At 47.3% G+C, this 17,941-nt stretch carries 17 protein-coding genes and 1 riboswitch; of the genes, 1 reads left to right on the top strand and 16 read right to left on the bottom strand.

Translation table 11 applies throughout. The features are described 5' to 3' along the window. Positions 1 to 107: 107 nt before the first annotated feature. From QP794_RS31040 to pth, 4 genes are all read right to left on the bottom strand, one after another. Positions 108 to 1,250 carry a peptidylprolyl isomerase gene (locus QP794_RS31040; protein WP_094938998.1) on the bottom strand — a complete coding sequence of 381 codons (1,143 nt, stop codon included), beginning with the start codon at positions 1,248 to 1,250 and terminating at the stop codon, positions 108 to 110. Next, positions 1,234 to 4,761, bottom strand: coding sequence for a transcription-repair coupling factor (mfd, locus tag QP794_RS31035; protein ID WP_024633715.1), 3,528 nt, complete (start codon positions 4,759 to 4,761; stop codon positions 1,234 to 1,236). Before mfd ends, QP794_RS31040 begins: the two co-directional genes overlap by 17 nt. Positions 4,762 to 5,037: 276 nt before the next feature. Continuing rightward, entirely contained in the window at positions 5,038 to 5,268 is a 231-nt protein-coding gene (fin, locus tag QP794_RS31030) for an anti-sigma-F factor Fin (RefSeq protein WP_024633714.1), read from the bottom strand. Between the two features lie 98 nt (positions 5,269 to 5,366). After that, entirely contained in the window at positions 5,367 to 5,927 is a 561-nt protein-coding gene (gene pth / locus QP794_RS31025) for an aminoacyl-tRNA hydrolase (RefSeq protein WP_024633713.1), read from the bottom strand. Positions 5,928 to 6,251: 324 nt separating this feature from the next. Here pth and QP794_RS31020 point away from each other — a divergent pair, with 324 nt between their 5' ends. Beyond that, positions 6,252 to 6,452, top strand: a complete 201-nt coding sequence (locus QP794_RS31020) for a hypothetical protein (protein ID WP_024633712.1) — start codon at positions 6,252 to 6,254, stop codon at positions 6,450 to 6,452. Between the two features lie 109 nt (positions 6,453 to 6,561). Here QP794_RS31020 and QP794_RS31015 read toward each other — a convergent pair whose 3' ends face one another. From QP794_RS31015 to QP794_RS30960, 12 genes are all read right to left on the bottom strand, one after another. Then, positions 6,562 to 7,515: a ribose-phosphate diphosphokinase gene (locus tag QP794_RS31015; RefSeq protein ID WP_017691370.1), complete on the bottom strand. Its 954-nt coding sequence runs from the start codon at positions 7,513 to 7,515 to the stop codon at positions 6,562 to 6,564. Between the two features lie 101 nt (positions 7,516 to 7,616). Then, positions 7,617 to 9,008 (bottom strand): bifunctional UDP-N-acetylglucosamine diphosphorylase/glucosamine-1-phosphate N-acetyltransferase GlmU, encoded by a 1,392-nt coding sequence (glmU, locus tag QP794_RS31010; RefSeq protein ID WP_373456374.1) that lies wholly within the window; start codon positions 9,006 to 9,008, stop codon positions 7,617 to 7,619. A 390-nt stretch (positions 9,009 to 9,398) separates the two neighbouring features. After that, positions 9,399 to 9,683 carry a septation regulator SpoVG gene (gene spoVG / locus QP794_RS31005; protein WP_017691372.1) on the bottom strand — a complete coding sequence of 95 codons (285 nt, stop codon included), beginning with the start codon at positions 9,681 to 9,683 and terminating at the stop codon, positions 9,399 to 9,401. 188 nt (positions 9,684 to 9,871) lie between these two features. After that, a complete protein-coding gene (purR, locus tag QP794_RS31000) occupies positions 9,872 to 10,699 on the bottom strand; it encodes a pur operon repressor (RefSeq protein ID WP_024633710.1) in 828 nt (275 codons plus the stop codon). A gap of 98 nt (positions 10,700 to 10,797) precedes the next feature. After that, complete coding sequence (gene ispE / locus QP794_RS30995; protein ID WP_090905253.1) at positions 10,798 to 11,652, bottom strand: 4-(cytidine 5'-diphospho)-2-C-methyl-D-erythritol kinase; 855 nt, start codon at positions 11,650 to 11,652, stop codon at positions 10,798 to 10,800. A gap of 149 nt (positions 11,653 to 11,801) precedes the next feature. Next, complete coding sequence (locus QP794_RS30990; RefSeq protein WP_024633708.1) at positions 11,802 to 11,975, bottom strand: small, acid-soluble spore protein, alpha/beta type; 174 nt, start codon at positions 11,973 to 11,975, stop codon at positions 11,802 to 11,804. Positions 11,976 to 12,221: 246 nt separating this feature from the next. Further along, on the bottom strand, positions 12,222 to 12,497 hold the full coding sequence (veg, locus tag QP794_RS30985; RefSeq protein ID WP_024633707.1) for a biofilm formation stimulator Veg: 276 nt from the start codon (positions 12,495 to 12,497) through the stop codon (positions 12,222 to 12,224). A 153-nt stretch (positions 12,498 to 12,650) separates the two neighbouring features. Continuing rightward, entirely contained in the window at positions 12,651 to 13,547 is an 897-nt protein-coding gene (gene yabG / locus QP794_RS30980) for a sporulation peptidase YabG (protein ID WP_285080619.1), read from the bottom strand. Positions 13,548 to 13,607: 60 nt separating this feature from the next. Beyond that, positions 13,608 to 14,510, bottom strand: a complete 903-nt coding sequence (rsmA, locus tag QP794_RS30975) for a 16S rRNA (adenine(1518)-N(6)/adenine(1519)-N(6))-dimethyltransferase RsmA (RefSeq protein ID WP_285080618.1) — start codon at positions 14,508 to 14,510, stop codon at positions 13,608 to 13,610. A 4-nt stretch (positions 14,511 to 14,514) separates the two neighbouring features. Beyond that, the gene (gene rnmV, locus QP794_RS30970) at positions 14,515 to 15,060 is read right to left on the bottom strand and encodes a ribonuclease M5 (RefSeq protein ID WP_024633704.1); all 546 of its coding nucleotides are present in this window, start codon (positions 15,058 to 15,060) and stop codon (positions 14,515 to 14,517) included. Positions 15,061 to 15,215: 155 nt separating this feature from the next. Beyond that, positions 15,216 to 16,400: a resuscitation-promoting factor gene (locus tag QP794_RS30965; RefSeq protein ID WP_285080617.1), complete on the bottom strand. Its 1,185-nt coding sequence runs from the start codon at positions 16,398 to 16,400 to the stop codon at positions 15,216 to 15,218. 273 nt (positions 16,401 to 16,673) lie between these two features. Beyond that, positions 16,674 to 16,927: riboswitch (cyclic di-AMP (ydaO/yuaA leader) on the bottom strand. Positions 16,928 to 17,168: 241 nt separating this feature from the next. Next, complete coding sequence (locus tag QP794_RS30960; RefSeq protein WP_179132708.1) at positions 17,169 to 17,939, bottom strand: TatD family hydrolase; 771 nt, start codon at positions 17,937 to 17,939, stop codon at positions 17,169 to 17,171. Positions 17,940 to 17,941: the final 2 nt, after the last annotated feature.

Here is a 17,941-nt window from a genome sequence, read left to right as displayed (position 1 = left end):
GGCAGGCCTTAAGTCCCCCTCTTGCTTTTCTGTATAGTTGTCCATATTTGAAGCGTTCAGTGTATCATCCAGACAAACGTATTTGCTGAATGTATGCACTCGCTATCTTATTTACCGCTTGTATCTGTACTTTCATCTGTTTTTGTTTCCTTGTCGGTTCCAGTTGTTCCTTGATCCGTTTTGGTATCTGTACCCGCATCGGTTTTTTCACCCTCAGTACCCTTTTCCGTTCCAGTACCGGTTGTGCCTTCAGTCGTGCCTTCTTCAGCCTTGTCTGTTTTCGGCAGTTTTACTTCTTTTACGATTTTGTCCAGTTCACTGGTCATGAAAGTATCGATCTCAGCAGCAGCCAATTGACTTTTCAGCGTTTCTTTTTGTTCAGCAGTCAATTTCGCGTAGTCCGCTTCTGTACGTTTCTCTACCTTCATAACGTGATAACCATATTCAGTCTCTACAGGATCACTGATTTTGTTCAATGGCAGCGTTTTGGCCGCTTCCTTGAACGCCTCTACCCAGCTGGCTACAGGTGTATCTTCATACAAGCCGCCGTTTTCTGCAGAACCTGTATCTTCGGAGTATTTCTTCGCAATTTCAGCAAAGTCTGCTCCGCCGTCCAATTTTGCTTTCACTTCTTTGGCAAGTTTCAATGCATCTTCTTTTTTACGCTCTTTTTGCGTTTTTGGATCAGTAAAGTTGATCAGTACGTGACGAACGGAAGCCGTCGTGAACTGATCTTTATTTTTCTCGAATTCAGCTTTAATCGCATCTTCAGTAACGCCTGTTTCTTTGTCCTTAATTACCGTCATGATGCGAGTCATGTAATCCTTGATGTTCTGGTCTGTCAGATTCTGAGCTTTCAGCATCTCAGTCCATTGGTCCGCTTGAACCGAAGCTTTCATTTTGTCGAATTGCTCTGTCGCTGTTTTGGCACCCTCGGTTTTGGCTGCATCACTTGCTTTTCCACTCAAATATTCATAAGCAACTTCCTGTTTCACCAGGTATTCCTTGAAATCATCCATATCCATCATTTGTGCATATTCCGGATAGAGGAATTTCATGACCCGTTGCTCCATGTCAAATTCATTGGCTGTAATTGTACCGCCTTCATACGTAGCGACTACAGCACTTGTATCCTTTGGTTCCGTTGTTGCTTCTTCCTTCTTGCCACAAGCGGCAAGCAGTGATAAGGACAGTACTGCTACCATACTCACAGACAGTACCTTCCCTACTTTTTTATACTTTGCTAACATCCTTTAGTTCCCCCTTTGATTTAAAAGCACTTTTCATGGACTCCAGAAATTTCTCTACCAGCTCCATCAGTTGCTTGTCCCCAAGCCCTTTGCCTTTGACATGAATAAGCATATGGGGTCCTTGTTCAAATTGTACACGTCTTTCGAACTGATTTCCAATGTGTGCGATTTTGGAGAGCTCAAAGGCATGTTCACGGCCTTCGTAGAACTTCACTGTAAGATCGTCACCGCGTTGGGAAATTGACTCAATACCGTAGATCTTGCCATAGACTTTCATTCTGGCTACCGCCAGCAGGTTAATCACGGCTTCCGGAAGATCGCCGAATCGGTCAACCAATTCGTCTTCCAGTTCCATCGCATCATCGAAGGAGGCAATAACCGCCACTTTTTTGTAAATCTCAATCTTCTGAATACTGTCATAAATATAATCAGACGGCAAGTACGCATCGATACTGAGATCCAGCGTGGTATTCCACTGATCGGATGGCACCGGCTCTTCGCCGAGCATCGTAACTTTACGTTTGTTGATTTCCTCTGCCAGCATCTGAGAATACAGATCGAATCCGACAGATGCAATGAAGCCGTGCTGTTCAGCTCCGAGCAGATTGCCCGCGCCGCGGATCGACAAATCGCGCATCGCGATCTTGAATCCGGAACCCAGCTCGGTGAATTCCTTGATCGATTGCAGACGTTTCTCAGCGACTTCGGTCAGCACTTTGTCCCGTTGGTACGTGAAATAGGCATACGCAATCCGGTTGGAACGACCCACTCGTCCACGCAGCTGATACAGCTGGGAGAGCCCCATTTTGTCCGCGTCATGCACGATCAGGGTATTTACGTTTGGAATATCCACCCCGGTCTCGATGATGCTTGTGCTGACGAGCACATCATATTCGCCATCCAGGAAGTCCAGAATGGTCTTCTCCAGCTCCGTTTCCGACATCTGCCCATGTCCCACACCAACCCTGGCTTCAGGAACCAACTCGGATATCTCCGCGGCCATCTCCTGAATTCCCTGTACACGGTTATACAGGTAGTAAACCTGACCGCCACGAGCCAGTTCACGTTCAATGGCTTCGCGAACAAGCGCCTGACTGTGTTCAACAACATAAGTCTGGACCGGAAAACGATTTTCTGGTGGTGTCTCGATAACCGATAGATCCCGAACACCCAACATGGACATGTGAAGGGTACGCGGAATCGGCGTCGCTGTCAGTGTCAGCACGTCCACGTTTGTTTTCAGCTTTTTCAGTTTTTCCTTATGCGTTACACCGAAGCGCTGTTCTTCATCTACTATTAAGAGTCCAAGATCCTTGAAGACCAGATCCTGTGATAATAACCGATGGGTACCGATGACGATATCGACGGTGCCTGCCTTAATGCCTTTGGCCGTCTCATTCTGTTCTTTACGTGAACGGAATCGGCTAAGTACATGGATGTTGAATGGATAACCGGAGAACCGCTCACGGAACGTTTCATAATGCTGCTGTGCCAAAATCGTTGTAGGGACTAACACAGCAACCTGTTTCCCTTCAATGGCAGCCTTAAATGCAGCACGAATAGCGACCTCGGTCTTACCGTAACCGACATCTCCACACAATAAACGGTCCATCGGACGATTTTGTTCCATATCCTTCTTGATTTCTTCAATTGCACGCACCTGATCACGTGTCTCATCATAAGGGAACATGTCCTCGAACTCCTGCTGTTCCGCAGAGTCTTTGTCGAAGCCAAAACCTTTGGACGTCTGGCGTTCCGCATAAAGCTTGATTAGATCATCAGCAATATCCTGAACAGATGTGCGGACTTTATTTTTAACCCGTGTCCACTCATTACCGCCCAGCTTATATATTTTCGGCTCTTTCTCTTCTGAACCGACATATTTCTGAATCAGATCAATCTGCTCAATCGGTACAGACAGTTTGTCTCCACCCGCATAGAGAATATGCATGTAGTCCTTGTGAATACCGCCAACCTCAAGTGTACCGATCCCGAGGTACTTACCAATCCCGTGATTTTGGTGAACGACATAATCGCCCACTTTCAGCTCACTATAGGATTTAATTCGTTCAGCATTGTCCACATTTCGAACCGGTTTGCGCACTTTGCGCTGCTTCTGCGAGAACATCTCGCCTTCGGTAACAACAGCCAGATGAATAGAAGGCATTTCAAATCCAGTTTGCAGATTGCCAATCAGCATTTCCGGCTCAGGTATATCATAATCCATCAGTACCCGGCGCATGCGATCAAGTCTTTCCTCACCGTTGGCCAGCATGAGCACCTTAACTCCGGCTTTCTGCCAGCGCTCCATCTCTGCTTTGAGCACGTTCATCTGACCATGGAAGTCCTGCATACCGCGACTGATAAAATTGAGGATGTTCTGCGGTTGGGTATGAGGAACCTGACGCAAAAAGATGGACATAAACAGCGTTTGGAAAGGACGCTCGTATATCAGATCATCTCCATCGGCTGACAGATGCAGGTCTGGAAGGGTCTTCCCATTTTGCATCAAATGCAGATTCCACTCCGACTCATCCCGGTCAAGCTGTTTCGATGTCTCCGCCAGCCTTGCTGGCTCGTCGAGTACAAGCAACGTATCTTCCGGCATGTAGTCGTAGATGGTCTTATTCTCCGGATAGAGCGGTGAAATATATTTATACATTTCAGAGAAATACACATGCTCCCGAAGAAGCTCGATCTCGCGATGGATTTCTTCTCGCAGACGAAGCTTCGCCTGCCGGTCTGTCATTTTCTCCAACTGCTGCTCAAGCAAAATAACAGCTGCATCCGCAGCCTTTTCCATACGTTCGCGATCTGCAATTAACTCTTTGCACGGCAGTACCGTGACTTCGTCAATTCGTTCAATGGAACGCTGGTCTGCCGGATCAAATGTCCGGATGGAATCGATCTCATCGTCGAATAGTTCCACACGATACGCAATGGACGATGTGACTGGATAGAAATCAATAATCCCTCCACGTACACTCATCTCGCCGCGAGATTCTACACGCTCCACGCGTTCATATCCGAGCTTCACCATCTCCAGCAGGAATGAATCCAGCTCAAGCGTGCTGCCTTGTTTAATTGTAATCTGAGCATTAGCCATCACTTCCGGAAGTGGAACATAGCGCCGTACCCCGGAAAAAGGAATAACAACAACGCCCCTGAATCCCTGGGCGCAACGGACCAACACATCAATACGCTGTCCCAATGTTTCTGGACTGGAGACAGCAGCCTCTGCGGCAACAAGTTCGTTGGCAGGATAGAGCAGCACCTGATCAGGTGAAAGCGCTTCCTGTAAATCTTCTGCGATTTTTTGAGCGGAAAACATATTGTGTGTCACAACGAGCAGGGGACGGTTCATTTCCTGATGTAGGGCAGCCAGCATAATCTGACGCGCCGATCCGGATAAGCCCGAAACCAATTGCTCCTTCATGCCGGATGTAATCCCGGTCGTAATGGACCCGAAGTCCGGATCTTTGGAAAAAGCCTGTATAAGTGCTTGTAACAAAAGGGGCACCTCTCTTATAACTTACTTGAGTATCTCACGCCTGCGCGCAGTTCATCATATTAAAATTGGATACAAATCCCTTTTTGTCCTGTTTCATCATAAAGGATTAATCGCTACTTTGCCACATCGGTTTGATGTGGCTGAGCGCGAATTAGGATATAGTCTGGTTTCGTCCCAACTGAAAAGAAGCCTCAGCAGGCTGCCAAGGCTATAAAGGTGGAGCGGTATTCCGCAGCCGCCATCATCTGTCATAAGTTCTTGCTGCAGGCGAGATCGTTATTGAAGCGGGCTCGCAAGCAGGCTCAGCTCAGGATTGAATTCCAGAGCTTCTTTGCAATAATCACATGTAATCCGGACCGTAATATCACCACCGGAATTATACGCTATTATATCCCTCCGCTCGTCGGGGGTCAAGAAATGAAAGCCCAATTGCGCTTCCGTTATTCGGGCAGAATCGATTCGTCCAATAAAAGTACGGCAATGCCTGCACACATAATTCACTGACATGTTTATGCCTCCTGAACATGGTTTATACGTTCAGTATGCCCATTAAGACCGAATCGAACCCGAATCTTGATCATTTTTCCAGCTTCACTTGCAAGGGTTTACCCGTTGAACTTCGCCATCGTTTGCTCAAACGTATGATCCAAACTATACTCCAGTGCATCACAAGTCTGTTCAATGGTTTGATCGAGCGCTTCCTTTTCGTTCTTCATAAACTTCGACAGTACGTAGTCTACAATGGCATGTCCCGGTTCTGGTCGGGATATTCCCATCCGTACCCGGTTAAACTGCTGTGTACCGGTATGCTGAATAATGGATTTGATTCCATTGTGACCACCCGCACTGCCCTGGTATCGCAATCGGACTTTGCCTGTTTCCGTGTCCATGTCGTCATAGACGACAATCAGGTCTTCCAGGCTAACTTTATAAAAATCCATATAGGCCCTTACCGATTCACCGGAAAGGTTCATAAACGTCATTGGTTTAATCAGCACCGTTTTGACGCCACCAATTACACCTTCTCCAATCAGCGCCTTGCATTTGCTCTGCGTTATGGAGATATGATGACGCTCTGCAAGTCGATCGAGTGCCATAAAGCCGATATTATGACGGGTTTTAGCGTAGTTCGGGCCTGGATTCCCGAGGCCGACAATCCACTTCATCTTGTTCCCTCCTTCGGATCAGCCTAAGGTGAAGCATAGACTTCGATTGTTATATTTCATATAATATCAACAAAGTGAGATTCGAATTGGTTATATAATTTGAACGATTATTACACCTAATCACTCCGATTGCAGTACCATCTTTCGATCGCTCTTATCCCCAGATTTTCTTTATTCCCTTGATCCAAGGGGAAAATCCGGTGATAAAGGCGCACGCTCCGCTTCTTCAGATTGGTTCTGCACTCTCCGTTTTGGTGTAAACGTAGTTTCAACTTATATCATGTTTATAGCTTTTATTCATCAACCCAGGAAGGTGAGCGGGTTTTGCGCGAAGACAACGGACAACTGACTCAACATAGCGATTTTATCTATCATCTGGAATATCACGTACCTGTACAGGTATATGACCGCGACACCCATATTGAGATCGGACTAATCACACGTTTCGATAATCAATTTGTCGAAATTGCCGACACTCTTTTTCATCGGCGCCGGTTCCGTTTTATCTCCCGCCCCGGATACTGAAATTCGGCAGGCACCTGTTTTCACTTCCCATATAACGGCACGCCGACAGGGGTTACATTTTCCATTGATCCGGAAAACGTAACCCCTCTACTACTTTATGCAGACATCCTTATTCAATTTCAAACAGCTTGCTGATTGACAATTCCTCATGAACCCGGATAATGGCTTCTCCGAGCAAAGGTGCTACAGACAACACTTTAAGTTTGCTTGTCGGGTTAGCATGCGTAATCGGAATAGTATCCGTTACAATGACTTCCTTCAGCGGTGCATTCTCCAAGCGTTCCATCGCAGGTCCGGACAATACCGGGTGAGTACAGCAAGCGTATACTTCCTTTACGCCGCCTTCCATCAGAGCATTCGCTCCCAGTACAATCGTTCCCGCCGTATCAATGATGTCATCGATCAGAATTGCTGTTTTACCTTCGATGTTACCGATAATGTTCATCACTTCGCTGACGTTCGGCTCTGGACGACGTTTGTCGATAATTGCGAGAGGTGCATTCAGGAAGTCCGCCAGTTTCCGAGCGCGTACTACGCCGCCGTGGTCAGGCGATACAACAACCGGATTTTCGATCTGTTTCGAGCGGAAATATTGAGCCAGAATCGGCACGCCGAGCAGGTGATCGACCGGGATGTCGAAGAATCCTTGAATCTGCATGGCATGCAAGTCCATCGCAATTACACGGGTTGCACCCGCTTTTTCGATCAGGTTAGCAACCAGTTTGGCTGTAATCGGGTCACGCGAACGTGCCTTACGGTCCTGTCTGGCATAACCATAGTACGGAATGACGACGTTAATCGTCTTGGCAGATGCCCGTTTAAGCGCATCAATCATAACGAGCATTTCCATCAGGTTGTCATTAACCGGCAAGCAAGTAGACTGCACAATATAGACGTGACAGCCCCGAACACTCTCAGAGAGTTTCACTTGGATCTCACCATCACTGAAGCTGGTTGTGTGAGATTCACCCATAGGAATTCCGATATAATCAGCAATTTGATGGGCAAGCTTGGGGTTAGAATTGCAAGTAAATATTTTTAATTTCGAATCAAAATAAGTCATAAAATAAAAACCCTCCGTGCTGGTTCATTGGAATCTATAAGCGTCTGCGACATGTCGGCACCCCCCGATGTTCGGAAGGCAATACTTAATATCAATACCCCTTATTCGGGTTTGGCATTTTGTTTCTTGGCTTTGGCACGACCGCGAATTTTCTCCGCATACCCAGGTTTGTTCTCCTGGCGCGGGCGGGCAATCGCAAGATCGTTGTCGGGAACAGAATGGGTAACGGTAGAGCCCGCAACAACATATGCGCCTTTTCCTACCGTGACAGGTGCAATTAGATTGACGTTGCTGCCTACGAAAGCATCATCTTCAATCGTCGTTACAGCTTTATTATATCCATCATAATTCACCGTTATTGCCCCGCATCCAACATTTACGTTTTTCCCAACTTTAGCATCACCAATATAACTGAGATGAGATACTTTGGAGCCTTCATCAATTGTAGCATTTTTCACTTCAACAAAGTCACCAATTTTTACGTTGCGGCCCAGTTTGGTGCCTGGACGTAAATAAGCAAATGGACCTACGGTTGTTTCTGATCCAACCTCGGCCTGAGACAGTACAGAATGCTTGATTGTTACCCCATCCTGAATGGTACTGTCTTCGATATCTGCCTGCGGACCAATATGGCATGCTTCACCAATAGTAGTCATACCTTTGAGTATGGTACCTGGATACAATACTGTATCTGATCCAATGGTAACATCCGCCCCGATATATGTCGATGCCGGATCGATGATCGTAACACCGTTCAACATATGTCTTACCGCCAAACGTTCACGCATGAACGCTTCTGCTTGTGAAAGGGCAAGACGATCATTAACCCCGATGGATTCCGCAATGTCATCTGACATATAGGCTTCTACCACTTCTCCATCATTACGGAAAATGCCAACTACGTCAGTGAGATAGTACTCTCCCTGCGCATTTTGGTTCGTCACTTTCTCCAATGCAGCGAACAGCTTGGCATTATCGAAGCAGTACGTACCTGTGTTGATTTCGTTCACAGCATCTTCCTGCTCCGTGCAATCCTTCTGTTCCACAATGCGCTGTACAGACCCATCTTCTCCGCGAATGACGCGGCCGTACCCTTTGGGATTGTCCAGTTTTGCTGTGAGTACCGTTGCTGCTGCTCCGCGACTCTCATGGAGCTTCATCAGTCCTTCCAGCGTCTCGCTGGTCACAAGTGGTGTATCTCCACAGACAACAATGGTAGACCCTGCTTCACTGCCGAGCAGAGATTTAACCTGCTTCACCGCATGCCCTGTTCCCAATTGTTCAGCCTGAAGCACGTACTCTGCTTTAGAACCCAAAAATGACTGCACCGCTTCGGCTCCGTGGCCGACCACAACGACGCTGCGTTCAACGCCTGCGCGAAGAGCTGCATCCAGCACGTGACCCACCATCGGTTTACCGCATACGGGATGCAGTACCTTGTACAATTTCGATTTCATCCGTTTGCCTTGCCCTGCTGCAAGAACGATTGCCATTCTTTTCAAAATTTACGACCTCCTGTTCTGAAAAACCCATCGTTTTGACCTTACCTGTATATATCCGATGAGTAACGTTCAGCCGGCTTTTGCCGGTCTTGTTCATCGCCTGCTGTCTCTGTAATCACGCGTAACAGCGGACACCAACAAATCGTGACCTATATGTATACGCCGTGTACCTGCGAGCTTAACCGAATCCCATGATTCCTAAGATGCCGCCCTGTTACCAAGCGCACGCTGCGCTTTTTTTTCTTCAACATTTTGCAGCATTCAAGCTGCGTACATGCTCTTCTGTGAATAAACTCAATACTGAATATATCTTATTCCGGTCAAAAAGAAAAGAGAGCCATAAGACATGGCTCTCTTTTCCTTCGAACCCCAATAATGTTCTCAGGCACCTTCTTCAATGACTTCTTCCTCAGTTGCTGCGCGATCATACTCAGTCAAAACAGCTGCTTGAATCTTCTCGCGAGTACCGGAAGAAATCGGGTGGGCGATATCACGGAATTCTCCGTCAGGAGTCCGCTTGCTCGGCATAGCAACAAACATTCCGTTATTGCCATCGATGACGCGAATGTCATGAACGACGAATTCGTTATCGATGGTAATGGATGCGATAGCCTTCATTCTCCCCTCAGAGTTAACACGGCGGAGTCTGACATCCGTAATTTGCATGTGTGTGTTCACCACCTTTTTCCATCAGAACTTGGTGTATAATTCCACACAGCCTATACGAACTCCTTCTTTTTATAACCACAAAAATGTCCTAATTTCAGGAATTTTTTTATTTAATACACAATTCGACAACGTTAGTGCCAGGTCGATGGAAAAGACCCTTTCCCGACATGTAATTCGTCATAATTCTACAGGTCAAAATAGTTGCCAGGCTTGACGGAGATGTGTCTGCTCTTGGCATCAACCGCCGTCAACTTTGCCAGAGATATGTAATCCGTCAGCAGTCGTTCTTCCGAATCAACCGATCCAGATTCTACTAATACGCCTACCCCGGCTACGGTTGCATTAAACTCGGCCAATAGGTCGATCATCCCTTGAACAGTTCCCCCGGCTTTCATAAAATCATCTACAATGAGTACTCTGGAGTGCTCACGCATGGCCCTCCGAGATAGGGACATGGTATGTAGGCTTTTATGGGACCCGGATACATAATTGATACTTACGGCCGATCCCTCCGTAGCCTGATGGTCCCTGCGCACGAGCACTACAGGCAGGTTGAGCTGGGCCCCGGTCGCATAAGCAAGCGGAATCCCTTTAGTCTCGACCGTCATCACCACATCAATATCCATATTGCCAAAGGCCGTTGCAAAAATCTTGCCGGCTTCATTCATCAATGCGGGCTTTCCAAGCAGGTCGGACATGTACAGGTATTCACCAGGGAGTATCCGATCTGGCTGTGCAAGCTGGGTAGAAAGTCGTTCCGCAAAAGCCAGTGCCAGTTCTCTGGACACCTTTGGAATCCACTTCACTCCCCCGGCTGCTCCAGCCAGTGTATGCAGTTCTCCCGAACCACCTTCTTCGAACACTTCCTTGATAATCGCCAAATCTTCACTGATCGACGACTTCGCAGCTCCATAGCGTTCGGCAAATGTAGTCAACGGAATAACCGTATGCGGTCTAGACAATAAGTACTGCGTCATTTCAACCAGCCTTGCGCTTCGTTTTAATTTCTTCACAGAGATCCATCCTCACGATCACGGAAAACATCCAAATCCGAATAATTATTTAAAAATATACCACCTTTATACGTGTTTGTACATTATAAAAGCGAATTTTAAGTTAGCATACGTACGGCATATACTTCTTTACAGAAGCCTCGAAGTCCATTGTAGATCCGTGCAACCTTGGACTCCTTAGAGACCAGGCCAAACACGGTTGGGCCGCTGCCAGACATTAATACTCCGTCTGCTCCGAGCCGTATCATGGCATCTTTCAGATGCTGAACTTCCGGATACAGCTTCAAGGTTACATCCTCAAGCACATTTCCCATCTGCCCGCATACTTCGGCAAAAGATTGATTTCGAATAGCCTGCTCCATTTTGGCAGCACTCGGATGACGAACAATCTTGTCGCTGCGGAAACGTCCATAGACATCGGCAGTGGATACATTAATCGGAGGCTTGGCCAAGATCACCCAGCATTGCGGAGGATTGGGCATCGGTGTGAGCTTCTCCCCACGGCCTGTGGCGAGTGCTGTTCCACCTGTAATGCAGAAAGGCACATCCGAGCCCAGTTCAGCTCCAAGCTCCTGCAGTTCTTGATCCGGGATGTTGAGACGCCAGAGGCGATTCAATCCACGGAGCGTTGCTGCTGCATCACTGCTGCCACCAGCAAGTCCAGCGGCCACCGGAATTTTTTTATCCAGATGAATATGAACTCCGGTTCTCACGTCATAACGCTCTTTAATAAGCCTGGCTGCCTGAAAAGCCAGATTCTTCTCATCCAGAGGGATATATCCCGCCTGACTGGAGATAAAGATCGTGTCACGAGGAAGCTCAGACATCTCCAGTCGATCGGCAAGATCCACCATCGTCATGATCATCTCAACTTCGTGAAATCCATCTCTTCTTTTATGTAAAACGTCTAGCATCAAATTGATTTTAGCAGGCGCTTTTTCGTAAATTTTCAAGGCGTTCACCCGTCCTCACCTTTTCCCTAAGACAACTTAACATATTATATCAAAATGGGGCTGTCAAGTCATTTCTATTCCGCATCCATGGGGAAAAAGCGAGGTCATTCCTGCCGGATTGCCCCGCTCTCCAAACCGATTGAACCGGATTACGATTTGCGTGCCGCCTCTTCCGCAAGTTGAATGGCCCGTTTCACCATATTGCCCGCATCCTTGGCTTTGATTCCGCCCCAGCCTTCTTGCTGAACCGTATCATAGAACCCTAGATCTTTCGCCAGTTCATTCTTGAGTTCATCCGACATTACACTTCTTCTCCGGCTCATTGGATCATCCTCCTCCAAAATGTTTATTCATGATAAGTCCAGTCGTATTCGGGACTATTTGCCCCCAGGCCAAGCTCATTTCCTTTGAGCTACTCCAGGAAAATGCCTTAAACCTGTTCAAATAGTATGCCGCTTCTTCCCCAGACTCATTCCTGATCATATATGGCTTCCAGATGAATTGAGCGTGACTTCCAAAAAATAAAAAAAGCGACCTGCCCGAAGGGCAGAATCGCCGTAAATCGATACTTACGTCTCCATGTAGGGGCTATGCGTCTGGCTGCCTGGATCAAATACCATGACTTCCACCGATTCCGTAAGTATATCAGCATAACTGTAGGATACTCGCTTGAAAGTTTCTTGCTCCTCATCAAGCTTAACAATAAAAACAGAAGGGTACGTTTCTTCCAATACACCCGTACGCTCAATGGTCTTACGGCGGCCACCATTAGCCCGCAGCATAATTTTCTGACCGATATGTGCATCGAGATTGCGTTTGATATCCAATAGCGTATTTTTAGCCATTGTCGACGACCACCTCTTTTCTTGTCCATTATACCGGATTTTACAGTCATTGTCAAATCAAAACTAATTATTATATCAGTATCAAAAAGTTGTTGTCAATGAATTTTTTTACAAAGAAAAAAAGCCCCAAAAAGGGACTTTATTCCGCCATCTTTAGACGGCTGACGGATTCACTTTTAACGTGGATAAATCGTTCAATCCCGGCAGACCTACCCGATAACTTCCCCGTGTCTCAACGCCGCCCACACCCTGGCTACCACTGATCGTGTTATGCAGAACGTCGTTCATGTTAACTGTTTCCCGCACCGACGTGAAGGCTGCCTTGGCTGCCACATAGACCGGGTCAAGGGCATGAATGAGAATTCTGCCTGGTGAACTCGCAAAGTTTGCCCCAGCCCGCAGCAAGGCTTCAAAATGGGACTGACACGCGCCAGCTACAATCGTGAGCGCATCCAGATGACGTTCATATTGCCTAGCCACCTGAATGGCTGATACGAAATTTTGCGAATTCTTGTAGCTTCCCAGACTATATAAGTCATAGGGCTGACGAGTCTTGAGTACCCCGTCATGGCCGGTAATGACGACGATATCGGGACGCACTTTGGGAAGCAGACGATATAAAGTGTCCGCCATGGCAGACTCGTGTACATATTGTCCCTCTGCGGGAACACGAAGTTGCTCATAAAGATTCATGCTTTTCTTCAGATAATTGGGATCGCCATCCAGGTGCAGCACTTTGCCAGGCATCTCGAAATAAGCAGGGTCTTGTTGGACAGACCATTCCGGTACCAAGCCTTCAAGATTACGCTCAGCCTGTTCCATCCGATTCTGCTGCAGGCGCGAAAGCGTCTGATGTGCCTTCACATGGGCCTGCCTTGTCTTGGCACTCTGCGGTTCATAAGGAACCTGTATCAAATCGTCCACAGGGGAATCGGCTAACAGCCGGAACTCGGTCCCTTTAATGATGGCACCGTCCGACTGGAGGCCTTCCACCCGAAAAGTCACATCTCCACCGTATGACTTTCGAACGACCAAGTCTCCGATATTCATCAACATAATCACCTCTACCCCATCGTATGGGCAGAAACCCGGATTGGTTCATCCGAATTTTTACAAAGCTGCGCGTACCCCTGCTTCCCACATTACGGTACTGAGTGTCGCGTATTCCTGCAGACTCAATGTTTCCCCTCGTCTCGAAGGTTGAATGCCAGCCTGCTCCAACAGCTGATCAGCCTGTTCTCTGTTCTCCTTTGTGAAGAAACGAGCTTTCAGATTATTCGAGATCGTTTTTCTACGCTGAGCAAAAGAAGCCTGTACCACTTCGAAGTAATGTGCCTCGTCGGGAATTTCAACCGGAGGCTGCTCACGCACCTTCAGCTTGATTACAGCCGATTCCACATTAGGCTGCGGAATGAAGACTGTAGGCGGTACAATGCAGACCAATTCCGGCATACTGTAGTACTGAACCGCAATGCTCAGACTGCCATAGTCCTTTGATCCTGGTGCAGCAGCCATACGTTCCGCCACTTCCTTCTGGATCATGACCACAATGCTGTCCACAGGCAGCTTCTCTTCGAGCAGCTTCATCATGATTGGCGTCGTTACATAATAAGGCAGATTGGCTACAACACTCACTTTATCTACCGTTCCAAAATCCGTACGGAACAGCTCAGCCAGATCCAGTTTCAGCACATCCCCGTGATGCACACGAACGTTCGGATAAGGCTCCATCACTTCCCCCAGAATCGGCAGCAGTCGCTGATCAATCTCTACAGCCGTTACAGGCCCGGCAACCCGAGCCAGACGTTCTGTGAGTGCACCAATACCCGGTCCGATCTCAAGTGCGCCTTTGGACTCGTCCAAATCAGCTGCATTTACAATTTTGTTCAATATATTTTGATCGATCAGAAAGTTCTGACCCAGGCTCTTCTTGAATGAAAATCCGTGTCTTTGAATAATTTCTTTGGTCCGTTTGGGTGTTGCAATCTCTACGGTTTCTTCCATGCCCTTCATACGCTCACAATCCTTCACGTTCAATTTGCGATAATGCTTCGGAGAACTCTTCCCGGGTAATCTGGAATACACTCAACCGCTTGTGGAACTGCTTGCCGTTGCAATAACCGATGCCCAGCAAATTGCCCATCTCCATGCGACGTGCAGCAGCCTGTGGGTGCACAATCAGTCCCGCCGCAATCAGATCCTCCCAATCGATCAGACTTGGTGCGCCTTCATATGACGTATGCACACGAGCCAGTGCATGACGAATCGCCTCCGGTGAGGCGTTCTCCACTCCGATGTCGCCTTTACGCGTAGCATCCGCCTCCGGAATGAAGGCATGCTTGCAACCAGGTACTTTATTGGCAATGATTTTACGAATACGTTCACCCGCGTGATCCGGGTCTGTCAGTACGATGACACCACGTCTCTCTTGCGCAAGTGCAATCCGCTTTAGAATGCGCTGGTTGATGGCCGATCCACCGGTCTCAATTGTATCTGCCTGAACCGCACGGCGAATGGCTACGGTGTCATCACGGCCTTCCACCACGATCACTTCTTTTATCATGTTCCATTTCTTCCTTTCTAACGCAAAAAGAAGAGGAATATCCTCTTCTCTGCCAAACGGCGGGGGAGACTGAATTCAGACCCCTCCGCCGCATATTCCGCATGAATCATTCATGCTTATATTTTATAGCATTCCCATTTCAAAGTAAAACGATTTTAGTTCGCTTCCGGCTTCACCGGACCAATCACATATACCGTCTTGCCTTTCTTCCGTCCGAAGTTCAGGGCATGCTTCACACTATCATAATACACATCAATTTTGTTGCCTTTAATGGCACCACCGGTGTCTTCCGCACGACGGAAGCCAAGGCCCTCGATATACACCCACCAGCCAATCGGAATGATTTTGGGATCAACCGCAATGGTACGTCCCTCGGTTACCCGAGTGCCTGATGCTGTTTTTGTGCCGATACCGGGCTCTTCAGAAGAGTATGCCGTCATGGATACATTTTTCAATACTTTTGAATATTTAAAAGAATTGCCTGAGACGGTAATTACTTTGCTGCCCGAGGCAGCGGTTTTCTTCGAGTTCGTGGTTGTTGCTGTTTTGGTTGTAGAAGTCTGCGCCGATACCGTCTGAATCACTGGCTCTTTCACAACAGGTTTTGCTTTGGTGCCAACGGCGATAACTTTATCGACGCGATTCGTTGCGATCGATTTACCCACCATTTTTTTGGAGACCAATTCTCCATCCTGGAACACTTTTTCAATATGCTGTACAAGTGTGCCTTCTTTACCGCTCACAACGACACGATTGTCGCCTTTGTATAAGCTAGGGTCAGCCGTTTTGATCACTTTATAAGCGATCGGCTGTTCCACTTCCACCGTACGCTTGGTTACACGCACTACCCGAATTTTCATATCCGCTTCAACAGTGGTTCCCAGCGCAGGATACACTTTGTCTTCACTTGCAATCTGAATACCTGATTTTTTAATCGCATCTTTTACCGATGAATCGGTTGTATACAGAGTCTTGGTGTCTCCGTCTGCCGTAATCTTAACTGGAACTGCCCGCTCAATAACGATGCGGTCTCCATCTGTGATCGCCCCGTTCAAGGGCATGGATACCTGATCGTGAGGGCTGACTGTGATTGACTGCTCCTCCAGCATTTCCTGAAGCATTCCTGTACGAGTCTCTACCGCTTGAGCTTTGCCATCAATAACCAGTGAAATTTGTTTCCCGGCCTGACCGTAAACGACTAACAAGATCATGATTGTAAGCGCAATTGAGAAAATCGCGATCAATGCCATTTGACGCAAGTTCTCATGCTTCCACCGCAACGCGAAAGACTTACTGGATGATCGTGACTCATGGGTCTCTTCTGGTTGGAATGTGCCCACTTCTCCGTCCTCCTTCATAGCCTCGCCGTCTAAAGTAATGCATGATGTCTTTGACGCGACTATACCAAATTTTCTACAGAACACAGATCGGACCAACATAATCCGGTTCTGCACCATGAATCAATCTTCGCAACATGATGTCATCCTCCTGAATACTTACCGTATGATGACAGTATTTCTTTTATTCAAAAACAAAAAAGCCAAAGAAAGAGTTTAAGAGGAACTCTTTCGTGGCTTCCGAATGATTCTGAATATCGGAAATTCATGCACGAGGTTGCCTCTCTTTTTCCGCTTGCGAGGTTAGCTGTCGGGTTCGGGCGAAAGAGAGCCGCCCTATCTCCGGTCACCCGCTCATGGCGGACGCCCTTGAATTCACCCCGAGACCCAAAGAAGAAATCAAATACGGCTTCGCAGATTTATACGCTGCTTTTGGGTCAGCGCATGTTGCGCATCGGCTGAAATCACCGATGTTTAAGCCCTATTGGTTCCCCCGCTCTCCGTTAACGGAGACTCAGCGAGACTGATTCATGAAAGTAATGTTGTTTCATCGGAAAGTGTCCCTTTGTTCATCCCCCGAACATCTGTCCAATTTTCCGCACAACAATTCACTGAAAAGATGATATCCTGTTTCTATGCATGTTGTAAAGCGTTGTTCAAGTACGTTTTTCTAAATATTTGGTTAAAATATTGTAATATTCTTGATTTATTTGGATCAAAAAGCAAATTAACTCCGTCTACCTCACTTTTTCACCCGTTTTGCTCGATATTTTAACGAATCCCAAATCGTTCCATGGCATTTCTGGTCGTTATTGCTGCAATTTCCTCTACCGAAATGCCTTTAATTTCCGCAGCTGCTTCTGCAACCAGACGTACATGCGCTGTCTCATTTCGTTTTCCACGATAAGGGTGAGGTGTCAAATAAGGAGCATCAGTTTCGATGAAAAATCGGTCCATAGGAACCTTCTCAAGTACCTCTTTCGGCTGCTTCGCATTTTTGAACGTGATTGGCCCTCCAAAGGAAAGATGGAAGCCCAAATCCAGGCACATTTTTGCCGTTTCCCAGCTGCCAGAGAACGAGTGCATGACACCGCCTACTTCTCCAGCCTTTTCTTCACGCAGAATCTTTACAATATCCTCATGCGCATCCCGGTTGTGAATGACAATCGGCATATTCAACTCACGAGCCAGTCCAATCTGTTGTCGTAATACGCGATGTTGAACCTCTTTCGGTGAAGTGTCCCAATAATAGTCTAGACCAATTTCACCAATGGCTACCACTTTTTCATGCTTGCATAAAGATGCAATCCATTCCAGATCGCCCTCCTGCATCGTGATCGCATCTACAGGGTGCCAACCTACTGCCGCATATATAAAATCATAGGTTTCAGCCAGCTTCATCGTGGTTGGAATGGTCTCCCGGTTAAAGCCTACGTTAATCATGCGGCCAACGCCTGCATCCACAGCACGCTGAATCATTTCCTCGCGGTCCTCGTCGAATTGTGGAGCATCCAGGTGGGTATGTGTGTCGAACAACATCATTT

The organism is Paenibacillus sp. UMB7766-LJ446 (assembly GCF_030226665.1).
GTDB classification, from domain to species: Bacteria; Bacillota; Bacilli; order Paenibacillales; family Paenibacillaceae; genus Paenibacillus; species Paenibacillus vandeheii.
This window is presented reverse-complemented; position numbering and strand designations above follow the sequence as displayed.